11 protein-coding genes and 1 tRNA gene are annotated in these 10519 nt (G+C 39.3%); 9 read left to right on the top strand and 3 right to left on the bottom strand.

Features of this window, described 5'->3' with window-relative positions; translation table 11 throughout:
* The first annotated feature begins 103 nt into the window (after nt 1–103).
* Nucleotides 104–1105, top strand: coding sequence for an AraC family transcriptional regulator (locus tag E0H80_RS15080; protein ID WP_131367042.1), 1002 nt, complete (start codon nt 104–106; stop codon nt 1103–1105).
* Nucleotides 1106–1276: 171 nt separating this feature from the next.
* Here the strand turns inward: E0H80_RS15080 and E0H80_RS15085 are convergent, their stop codons facing one another.
* Entirely contained in the window at nt 1277–1522 is a 246-nt protein-coding gene (locus E0H80_RS15085) for a hypothetical protein (protein WP_067869475.1), read from the bottom strand.
* A gap of 69 nt (nt 1523–1591) precedes the next feature.
* Nucleotides 1592–2710: a DNA/RNA non-specific endonuclease gene (locus E0H80_RS15090; RefSeq protein WP_131367068.1), complete on the bottom strand. Its 1119-nt coding sequence runs from the start codon at nt 2708–2710 to the stop codon at nt 1592–1594.
* 254 nt (nt 2711–2964) lie between these two features.
* Between E0H80_RS15090 and E0H80_RS15095 the strand changes: the two genes are divergently transcribed.
* Entirely contained in the window at nt 2965–3705 is a 741-nt protein-coding gene (locus E0H80_RS15095; protein WP_131367044.1) for a hypothetical protein, read from the top strand.
* Between the two features lie 89 nt (nt 3706–3794).
* Here the strand turns inward: E0H80_RS15095 and E0H80_RS15100 are convergent, their stop codons facing one another.
* Complete coding sequence (locus E0H80_RS15100; protein ID WP_131367046.1) at nt 3795–5675, bottom strand: potassium transporter Kup; 1881 nt, start codon at nt 5673–5675, stop codon at nt 3795–3797.
* Nucleotides 5676–5797: 122 nt separating this feature from the next.
* Between E0H80_RS15100 and E0H80_RS15105 the strand changes: the two genes are divergently transcribed.
* The 7 genes from E0H80_RS15105 to E0H80_RS15135 all read left to right on the top strand — a co-directional run bounded on the left by E0H80_RS15105 (nt 5798) and on the right by E0H80_RS15135 (nt 10437).
* Nucleotides 5798–5887, top strand: a tRNA-Ser gene (locus E0H80_RS15105).
* A gap of 208 nt (nt 5888–6095) precedes the next feature.
* Nucleotides 6096–7376, top strand: a complete 1281-nt coding sequence (locus E0H80_RS15110; protein WP_131367048.1) for a tyrosine-type recombinase/integrase — start codon at nt 6096–6098, stop codon at nt 7374–7376.
* A 6-nt stretch (nt 7377–7382) separates the two neighbouring features.
* Complete coding sequence (locus E0H80_RS15115) at nt 7383–8216, top strand: hypothetical protein (RefSeq protein WP_131367050.1); 834 nt, start codon at nt 7383–7385, stop codon at nt 8214–8216.
* Nucleotides 8217–8334: 118 nt separating this feature from the next.
* Entirely contained in the window at nt 8335–8625 is a 291-nt protein-coding gene (locus tag E0H80_RS15120; protein ID WP_131367052.1) for a helix-turn-helix transcriptional regulator, read from the top strand.
* Between the two features lie 244 nt (nt 8626–8869).
* Entirely contained in the window at nt 8870–9121 is a 252-nt protein-coding gene (locus tag E0H80_RS15130; RefSeq protein ID WP_131367057.1) for a hypothetical protein, read from the top strand.
* The gene (locus E0H80_RS16670) at nt 9118–9285 is read left to right on the top strand and encodes a hypothetical protein (protein ID WP_165494324.1); all 168 of its coding nucleotides are present in this window, start codon (nt 9118–9120) and stop codon (nt 9283–9285) included. Before E0H80_RS15130 ends, E0H80_RS16670 begins: the two co-directional genes overlap by 4 nt.
* Before the next feature lie 117 nt (nt 9286–9402).
* Nucleotides 9403–10437, top strand: a complete 1035-nt coding sequence (locus E0H80_RS15135) for a hypothetical protein (RefSeq protein ID WP_131367059.1) — start codon at nt 9403–9405, stop codon at nt 10435–10437.
* Nucleotides 10438–10519 lie beyond the last annotated feature (82 nt).

Genomic DNA, 10519 nt, shown 5'->3' on the forward strand with positions numbered 1-10519 from the left:
ATCATTTCTCCATCAATTGTATTGAATATAGACAATGAACTGTGCTAAATATTGACCTTAACATAAAAATTCATTGATAAATTACGACAATAAAAAGATCATAATGCAGCGATTTAAAGATTATACCGGCTCTGTTTATGGTGGGCTTGGGCATTTACTTTATGCCTATAGCCAAGCCAAAGGCTTAGTGATTTCTGAAAAACTGCAACAGGTTCAAAACCTGGAACGCTTTGACTTCAGTATTTTTCGTGACTTGCTGACAGATATGCAACAGCATACTCAAATGCTGGCACTGGGCTTAGATATTGCTGACTCTGTACAACCGAAACATTTGGGCATCATTGCTTATATTGCCCTGTCCTGTAATACCCTGGCTGAAGCTTTACAACGTTATTATGATTTTCATCGCCTGATTTATGATGGCAGCCCCCTGCATGTCAACATACTTGGAGACTACTTAGCAATTGGCTGGGGAGATATTCCCTTTCATCTTACCACTCAAGTCACCCATGAGCTTGCGATCGCGTTGATGTTACAGTTTCTAAAATACTTTATGGACTTTGATGATATTCACGTGCATGAAGTTCATTTTGTCCATCCAGCACCCAAAAATACTGCATTATATGAGCAATATTTCCATTGCAAAGTTCGCTTTTCACAACCCGTCGCACAAATTATTTTACCTGTGTCTGAGCTGGCAAAATCATTACGTCAGGGTGATCAAACTCTGCAAAATTTACTGATGCAGCAAGCTCGGTCTCTTTTAGACAAGCTTCCTCATTCCACCCAAATGGATCAACGGCTACAACAGGCAATTCTAACCGGCATACAAAAAAACCTGTATCAAATCGAAGCTATTGCGCAGCAATTAAACATGTCGGTACGCCAGCTGCAACGTCATTTACAACAACAAGGCACTACTTATCAGCAACGCATGCAAGAAGTTCGACACCTATTGGCAGTACAATATTTAAAAGATCCGCATTTGAGCCTGCAAGAAATTGCTTTATTGCTCAGCTATTCTGAACAAAGTGCCTTCCAGCGTGCCTTCAAAAAATGGACTGGCTCTACACCACAACAATGGCGACAACAGCAATATGGATAAAAGCTGATTTCAGTCATACAAATGTCATTTCTATTCATGCTGTTGTGATTGAGAAATGTTTATTGATAAAGTAATGGCTCCTGAAAAAGACTAAAACAACCTCCATAAAAAAAGCTCACGTTATGTGAGCTTTTTTTATGTTCCACATGGAACATAATGAGGGGTTATATTTTATAAAAATGGATTTTCAATTTCCTGTTCATCTTGCCGATCGATTTTTTCAGGCAAATTCGGCTCACTCTCTAGAGCACTAACCACATCATTTAAAAATGCCTGTAAAGCTTTGGCAGCCTGTAAGCCAGCCCGATCTTTAGTCAACTGCAAGTTGCCATAAATACTGACGCAATCTTCTTGGTTTTCCAAAGTGAGGTCATGAATCGCATGTGATTCGGTACCATTTTCAAAGGGCTTAAACATTATATTCTCACTTGTCTTTGTTGTTATTTAAAAAGTAGGACAACTCCTCTTCTCCTACCTAAAAACTGCTTATTTCAACAACTGTAAAATATACTGTAAAAGTCCTTCAATCAATTGTTTAACAATCGTATCTTGAGTATTTGGATCAAGCGCTGGAGCCGCATTCTGGTTATCACCCGATGGTGCAGTCTTCGCGGTTGAAGACGATTTTACCGAGGATGATTTAAACTGTTTCTGCAAAGCGCTCAGTGCATCTGCACTCACTTCTTCGGCACATTGACTTTCTGCATCCCAATGTGAATAGGCAATTTTCTGAGTCGCTTTGACCGCACTTGCCCTTAATGGCAAATTGTAAGTATTACGCTTTTGGTCTTCGGTTAGCTGAGGAAAAATATTGATTCCAGTAAGATCCTCCAAAGCACATATGCTAATCACCTGCACTTTTGGGGCAGTACTTTTTAGGGTATTGTCGGCATAATACACACCTGCCGCCCCTGTTTTTGGCATATAAACGGCTTTATAGGTCGCTGTTGGAACAATGACCCCCTTACCAATGGTTTTGAGTTTTTTCGCAGTAAATACGGGGCCAGTAACGACATAAACCTCTTGTTTCTGCTTGGTCACAATCGCGCGCGTCGCTTCCTCTAACTCACGCCAGACTTGCTGATTATTTTTAGGTGCTTGCGGCACCATATTGGCTAGAGAAAAACTGTCATTTTGCGCAGCTTTGGTAGGCATATCTGCATTGGGTGCCATATGTCCACGATCATAACCGGACGCTTTATAATCCGATAAGGTCGCCTGATGTTCTACTTTGACTTTAGATTCTTCATGAAAACTGTCTTCACGCGGAATTTTTTGACTTAAACGTTGCGGAGTCAAGGCTTCAGCAACCCACAAAGGGGTTTTGGACACGCCGGAATACATTACATTAAAGCCATTAAAACACAGCGGATAAGTATTTTTATTAAGGCTTTCTTTTACTAAATAAGGTGGAATATCACGATAAAATTGATCTAAACAAGCCGAACTGGATGAAGATGGCAATGAAACAAATTGTTGGATTTTTTCCTGTCCAAACGCAATCGCAAAACTACTGGTCGCGACCAAACCCAAAATAATTTTTAAGCTATTTTGATTTAAAAGTTGAACCCAAGATTTACTGGTTTTACGTTTTCTAATGGCCATTTCTAGATAAACACTCATTTTTACCGAGCTTAACAAGCCGCGAAAATGAAGTATATGTAGCAAAAGTTGTTTGTTTAACATTTAGGCAAAACCTGCTCAAAAAAAGCACTGTTGTTGTAACAATATGTCTTATTTTCTAAGGGTTTTATAAAGACTCTTAATGACTTTACGTATGTTTGATTGAAAAACCGAGCCTGATTATGACAAGGTGAAAGCATGCAAGATTCGGAATTATCATTTCTACGGAGTATTTTATGCATTCGAAGCTTTTAGGTTTAAGTCTCATAACAGGATTAATGAGTGCAACTGCATTCGCAGAACCCGCAATTCAACTTGGCGATTCTTTAGAAAGTTTATCTAAAGTTAAAGTGACTACTACCGTGAATGGTCAAGCAGGTTCAATTCAAGACTTAGTGGCAAGCGGTCAAATCCGTCTTGTTGATGCAAGTCAAATCACTGCTGAACCTGCTCAAGCTGGATCTGAGACTGAATCTCAAAGCATGGCCACTACAGATCAAACTGCAGCACAAACTCCACAAGATATGAATACTCCGGCTCAAGCTGCTGAAGTATCTCCAGAACAAGCAAATGCTCCTGCTGTTGAGCAAACAGCTCAATCTGCATCTGAAAATGCAGACCCAATGCAACCGAATGCTGAATTGGCTGCACAACAAGCTGAACAAGTCATGAGTCAAGAAGCTGCTGCTCAAGCGCCAGTGAATGAAACTAATGAAAATGTGGCTGCTGCATCGATGATTTCATCTTCTGCAGGTACACCAGTGAATGCGGCTGATATGTCGCAAACAGATGTGACTAATGAAGCTGTTTCTGCAGCACCGGTGAATACAGCAGAAACAAATGAAGCTTTCGCGGCTACACCTGAAGCTGCGCAAACTGATAATGACGCGGTTCAAGCTACACCAGAGACTGATCTTACCGATACACCAGTAAATGCTTCTCCAGAAGCGCCTGCTGTAGAACAAACAGAGAACTAATCGCTCTCTTTTTCAGGGCTTTTCTCCTCCAGATAAAAAAACCAAGGATTTTCCATCTTGGTTTTTTTATTGTCTGTCATTTCTAATCATCAGATTTCGATTTGACTGCCCAGCTCAACCACCCGATTAGGGGGGATTTGATAAAAATCGCTGACTGGACTGGTATTGCGCTGCATGGAAATAAACAGTTTTTCACGCCAAGGAGACAAACCTTCTCCAACTGTATGAATCAGGCGGTCACGCGAAATAAAGAAGCTTATATGCATCATGTCGAAGTCAAAACCTAACTGTTGATAGGCCTGTTCCAGTGCTTCTGGAATATTGGGTATATCTTTAAAACCGTAATACAGTGAAATACGATAAAAACGATTGTCCAGTTTTTCAACTTGAGTGCGCTCTTCTTGGGCTACATAAGGAATATCACGGGTGATGACTGTCACCATAATATTCAATTCATGCAGTACCTTGTTATGCTTGATATTGTGCAACATGGCATGCGGCACGATATTGGGTGTACCGGTTAGAAAGACCGCGGAGCCAGGAACAAATTGAGTTTCCGCGCTCATGCTAATACTTTTAATAAACAGATCTATCGGTAGAGCATCTTTTTCTAAACGTGCCAGTACAATTTCTCGTCCCGCTTTCCAGGTCATTAAAAGGGTATACACCGCAGCGCCGATCAGAATTGGCACCCATCCTCCAGAAATGATTTTTAATGAGGTTGAGGCCACAAAAACTAAATCAATCATTAAGAATGGTACGGCAAATAACATAACTTTCCAGACTGGCCAACGCCAAAAACCGTAAGCAAGAAATGAAATTAAAATCGTACCGCAGAGCATGGTCATAGTGACCGCTACACCATAAGCACTGGCTAAACTGGCACTACTTTCAAACAGCAAAATCAGGATAACCACCGAAATGAATAACACCCAGTTGATGAACGGCAAATAGATTTGCCCTTGCTCCACATCCGAAGTGTGATGTACGGTTAAGCGCGGCAAATAGCGTAATTGAATCGCCTGATTGGTCATGGAGAATACGCCAGTAATCACCGCTTGTGATGCAATGACTGCCGCAGCAGTCGCCAGGCCAATCATGGGAAATAAAGCCCAATCTGGAACCAGCATATAAAATGGATTGGCAATGGCATCCGGGTTACGCAGTAACAATGCCCCCTGTCCTGCATAGTTAAACAGCAGACACGGTAAAACAATGATGAACCAGGCCAGACGAATCGGTAAGCGACCAAAATGCCCCATATCAGCATATAGAGCTTCGCCACCGGTGATGGTCAAAATAACTGCCCCCATGGTCAGGAATGCCACATAGGGTTGATGGACAATAAATTTAAAAGCCCAATGTGGACTTACCATGGTCAATACAAACGGAGTCTGGATAATACTCCACACGCCCAGTGCACCAATCGATAAAAACCACACCATGGTTAATGGGCCAAAGAATTTACCCATGGTCGCCGTACCATGCCGTTGTACCAGAAACAATCCAGCCAAAATACCAATGGCTAAAGGCATTAACCATTGGTTAAACATGGGTGTCGCAATACTCAAGCCTTCAATAGCGGACAGGACAGAAATTGCCGGGGTAATAATGCCATCACCAAAGAACAGTGATGCACCAATAAACCCTAAAGCAATCAGGTAAATCTTCTTGTTCTCGGCAATACGTGAGGTCCGCAGGTTCAATGCCAATAACGACATAATCCCGCCTTCACCATTATTGTCGGCACGCATAATGATGGTCACGTATTTGAAACTAATCGTCAGCATCATGCACCAGAAGATCAGCGACAAAATCCCAAGGACCGATGCTTCACTAATAGCGAGATGGGCGGTGAGGAAACATTGCCTAAGGGCATACAGTGGACTGGTACCAATGTCTCCGAATACAACCCCAAGCGCTGCGAGGGTAATCACAGGCAAGGCGGCTTTCTTTGCAGTACTTTGCATATTTTGTCTTCGTTTTGTGCCACTATTTTTTCGCCATGATATCACCGAGATAAAACTTTTGCTTTAAATCAATTGTTTCAGCTTGGCAGCGTGGCTTTTTTTCGTTATTATCGCGGCGCAATGGTGAGGTGTCCGAGTGGCTTAAGGAGCACGCCTGGAAAGTGTGTATACGTTTGCGCGTATCGAGGGTTCGAATCCCTCTCTCACCGCCAAATTTGATTTCTACGGGACTGTACCGTAGTGTGAAAGGCTTGAATCTAAATGGTTCAAGCCTTTTTTTACGCCTGTACACTACGGTGCAATCCAGTAGTAAACCGACATATTTGTCGGTACTTTTGACGGTATCTGCTCGCGGATGACTATAATGAGGAGTGAGTTAGGTGTTTCCTAAAATTTATACCGTCAAATGAGGTTAAACAATTGGCTAAGCAAACCAACAAGCTCACAGCTTCCACTGTTAAAAATCTAGCCTATGATCCGAACAGCAAAAATAAATATGCTGATGGTGGTGGGCTATATCTTTTGATTCATGAAAAGGGTTCAAAATATTGGCGTTTAGATTATCGCCGTCCTATCAGTCAAAAAAGGAATACTTTAGCTTTAGGTACTTTAGATAACATTAGTCTAAAAGAAGCTCGTCTCAAACGTAATGAAGCAAAGCGAAAACTTGCCAATGGTATCGACCCTGCAGAAGAACGTAATAACCATAGAAATGAGCTAAAAACTAAACTTGAAAATACTTTTGAAAAGTTTTCAAGTGAATGGCTCAAACTCCGTGAACTTGAAGGAAAAGTTGATCGAGAAACGATTCGCAAACTGAATCGGGATATATTGCCTTTTATTGGTAAAAAACCTGTAACTGATTTAACCGTCGTACAGCTTGAACGTGATGTCACAAATAGCCTTGTAGAGCGTGGTGCACTTGAGTCGGCTCGCCGTGTTAAGTCCATCATGGGTATGGTGTTAAAACTGCCTTTCAAGAAGCGTCTAATCACCTATAACCCAGCTTATGACATTACCCTACCGAAGCCAATCAAGGGACATCATAATGCGGTAGTCAATGAAACCGAGCTAAAGGGGATGCTTCAAAAAATTTGGCGTTATCATACTGACAACCCACGCGTTCGAATTCGTACAGAACTGGCATTAAAACTATCTGCGTATATTTATCAACGCCCTAATGAGATTCGTGAATTACTCTGGGAGCATGTTGATTTTGAGAATCACCGCCTTTGTTTCAGTGCAAGTAAGACACATCAAGACCACATTGTTCCCCTATCTCGTCAAGCTTTCGATATTTTGAATCAACTTAAAGATATGCGGACAACCTCAAAATTTGTTTTCCCAAGTGTTAAGACCCCAAATGAAAGTATGAGTTCAGACACAGTTCGCCAAGCCTTAAATAAAATTGGTTATCAAGGCAAGCACACGGCGCACGGTTTCCGCGCTACTGCACGAACAATTTTAGGCGAGGAACTTGAATATCGGATTGATATTATCGAGCACCAATTAGCACATACGGTACGTGATCCGAATGGTACAGCTTACAACCGAACTAAGTTTTTACGCCGTAGACGTGAGCTGATGCAGTTATGGGCAGACTATTTGGATACTTTACGTCAAGGTGGAGATGTATCGGTATTTAAACCAGAAGATGAAAACAATATCATTGCATTTACTTTAGGGACAAAAGCGTCGTAGCGGTTAATGCAATACATATCAATTGATGAAGTAAAAAGTAAGCTTGGTAGTTATAGTAAAATTTCCAATTTAGTCTCTTCCGGCGAATTGGAAATTTGCTACCGTGTGAATAATTATTTTGCTTCAGTTGATCATATTTCAGGATTAGTTCATTCAATTGAATATGGTAATGAAATATTTATTGGTGAAAGTACAGAAGAATTAAAAGAAGTTATCTTAGGAAACAAAGATAATCTTGTGGTTTCAAAAACACTGAATGCTTTAAAACTAAAACACGTAGAAAATCAGTTTGCTAATGATAAAGAAAAATATAAAAATTTCATTACCCCTGAAGGATTAATTCATACACCAGTTTTCAAATGGGCATTTCTTGAAAATGAAGTCCGTATTCAAATTTTAAAAACTCAGCTTGAAAATGGAAAAAAAATATATGAATTTGAGCTATTTCCAGAACATACGGCTGAATACTGCGATTTAGAAGAAGCATGTGAAAAAATAAATTTCAAATGGGGAACAAAAGTGTTCTCAAGAGATGAATTATTTATCACTACAAATAGCTGGAACAAGTACCGAAGAAAGCCAAAAACCTGTGATGCTATTGATAGAAGAGAAGAAAATACTAAAGAGGATTTATACCAACTTATCCTCATTCTCAAACATATTATTACGGAAGAATCTGGCGTTAAAGACTATGTACTAAATCAACAAATTAGAAATCTTTTAGTGCGTGGTGAAACTACTTTGAATATAAGCAAAATTAATGACATATTCCGTATAGCAAACCCCTACAAAAAAACTATTCTCAAAAAAAATATTATAAATATCTTTAAAAAATCATAAACTTAATAAAAATAAATTATGCATTTTTATTAAAAATAATCACAAAAACAATCCAATTTCAATAACCTTATAAACTTCTCATCATACGAAATACTACCGTAATGATGAGGAGTTATTCATGTCACCATCAGATCCGAAAATCTATAAATGCTTACTTAAGCGTGAATATTGGCGCATCTGTCAACTTGCTACAACCGCTGAACATAAAGCACGTATTTATAAAACCAAGAGTGGTTTAACCCGAAAAATTAAAGCACGTCCTGCAACTGATGGATTGTTACCTTTAGGACGCTCAACAATTTATGACCTAGTCCGTAAAGGTGATATGCCTGCTCCGGTAAAGCTTTCAAAGCGTGTTAGTGCGTGGCGTACAGCCGATCTGATTGAATGGCTGGATTCAAAACAGTAATGCAAAACGAATTATTTACGACTTGGGAAGCTGCAAGGTTTTTAGTCCAATGGCTACCTTTACGCTCTCAAAAAGCTTGGTATCGGTATTTGATGATTAACCCATCTCAATACCGAGATCAGGACGGATACAAAATTAATGTCCACGTCATCAATGGCGAAAGACGTTATACAAAACTTGCCCTCGCGGCTTATGTTAACGCTCACCTAAACAAATCAAAGTGAGCCTCAGGAAGGAAAAGCAAATGCTTAAAGAAAATTTAGATACTGCTAACACAGTAACAAAGGAAAAATTCACCGCAGAGATTGTAGAAGATACTATTCGCAATCTCTTAGAGGAAAATGACGGGACATTCGATCTGAGTACATCAAAAGGAATTCAATTTGCGGTTGATTACATGGTGGATTATCTAGTGATCAATAAAATTGAGGTTGAGTCAAATGAATTGAAAGCTGAGTTGATCCGTCATTTACCAATGAATAAGAGTCATTCATGAACTTAACAATCATTAGCAGTGAGTTATTTGCAGATATTTTAGAAAAGAGTGAAATTCTCAAGGTTAAAGAAAAGAGTTCTTCAACCAAAGAATATACGGTGATTTACGAAGGCTTAAAAACTCTTCTTATTGATACTGCATACGAAAAATATCTAGTCGAATAACTACTATCCGTGTGTATTGTTTCAATGCACACATTCCCTCTCACTTAACTTCCGTATACTCCCATGCTCTCAGAATCCTTACAGGACACAAAGCAATATAGTCCCAACATTGTCACCATGACATCAAGTCATACACACCTAAATGACCTTCTAGACAAATATCAATCAAGACTAAATAACGCCGTTATTCAAGCCGAAACTCAAGAGGTAATTGAAAAAAGCAATATTCATAACTATGAGTTTGATCGTAAGAAGCTCAAACCGAAAACTCTAACATTCATAAATGGTTCGGTTATTGTGGTGGAACAAAGATTTATTAAAATCACATCACAAATTGATTTTCTAAATCTTAGCTTTAAAACTACTACGCCAACACAAAGAAGCTATATCAAAAAGTTTTTAACAGAAAAAATCGGCAAAAAGCATTTTATTATCGAAGAGCGAGAAATGGCTCTCAACACCGCCCCCCAAAACTCATATTTAAATGTTTATAACATTCGCATTCATGATGTGATAAATAAGAAAGTGATTGGCAAGATCGTTCATGCCCTAACAGAGCACTACGGTGCTCATGATTTCAGAATCACATGTATTGAGCTTGCACATGACTTCTACAATGCTCCGTCTGAATTATTAACGGCTCTATTCAAATCCATTAAGTTTGATGCGGATGTGCATAGCATTCGTGTTTTTAGGTTAAAAGGTGAAAATAAAAGTATCCCTTTTGAGCCCTTTAAACTCAAACAACTATTGCTCAAAGGGTTCAATATAGGCGTGAATGATTACCGCACAGATGATCTGTATTATCACTTCTATTTTAAAAAGACAGACCATAACAAGCAACCGCTTCCTCAAAAGGAATGGCGTTTAAGAGCTGAAGTTCGCTTAAGTAATCTCACCCATAATATAAGTGATTTACAGAGTCTCATTAAAATTGGATTCAAAAAGCTGAACTTCACACAGTTAAACAAATCCACTACAGCCGAACAGCGACAACTTTATTCACTTTATGTTCGCCCATATGGACAAAAGCAATCTTCACTGCTTCTTAGAAATGGTCATTATCGGTATTTTAAGAAATTTATTTCTGTAAATAAAGATCTTAATGAGCGCCTAAGAGAGTCCGTTAAAAACTTGTCTAACAAATTTTAAACTCGCAAATTTCGGATGAATTTTTCTTGATAACTATAATGATTAAAGCCTTTAACCGCCATAATTACGGCGGTTTTTTTTT

The organism is Acinetobacter sp. ANC 4779 (assembly GCF_004331055.1).
Taxonomy (GTDB): Bacteria; Pseudomonadota; Gammaproteobacteria; order Pseudomonadales; family Moraxellaceae; genus Acinetobacter.

What these genes read in the sequence shown, in the direction of transcription:
- E0H80_RS15115 (WP_131367050.1), top strand. Translation starts at nt 7,383, where the DNA reads ATGCAATACATATCAATTGATGAAGTAAAAAGTAAGCTTGGTAGTTAT.
- E0H80_RS15135 (WP_131367059.1), top strand. Translation starts at nt 9,403, where the DNA reads ATGACATCAAGTCATACACACCTAAATGACCTTCTAGACAAATATCAA.
- E0H80_RS15130 (WP_131367057.1), top strand. Translation starts at nt 8,870, where the DNA reads ATGCTTAAAGAAAATTTAGATACTGCTAACACAGTAACAAAGGAAAAA.
- E0H80_RS15120 (WP_131367052.1), top strand. Translation starts at nt 8,335, where the DNA reads ATGTCACCATCAGATCCGAAAATCTATAAATGCTTACTTAAGCGTGAA.
- E0H80_RS16670 (WP_165494324.1), top strand. Translation starts at nt 9,118, where the DNA reads ATGAACTTAACAATCATTAGCAGTGAGTTATTTGCAGATATTTTAGAA.
- E0H80_RS15095 (WP_131367044.1), top strand. Translation starts at nt 2,965, where the DNA reads ATGCATTCGAAGCTTTTAGGTTTAAGTCTCATAACAGGATTAATGAGT.
- E0H80_RS15090 (WP_131367068.1), bottom strand. Translation starts at nt 2,710, where the DNA reads ATGGCCATTAGAAAACGTAAAACCAGTAAATCTTGGGTTCAACTTTTA.
- E0H80_RS15080 (WP_131367042.1), top strand. Translation starts at nt 104, where the DNA reads ATGCAGCGATTTAAAGATTATACCGGCTCTGTTTATGGTGGGCTTGGG.
- E0H80_RS15085 (WP_067869475.1), bottom strand. Translation starts at nt 1,522, where the DNA reads ATGTTTAAGCCCTTTGAAAATGGTACCGAATCACATGCGATTCATGAC.
- E0H80_RS15100 (WP_131367046.1), bottom strand. Translation starts at nt 5,675, where the DNA reads ATGCAAAGTACTGCAAAGAAAGCCGCCTTGCCTGTGATTACCCTCGCA.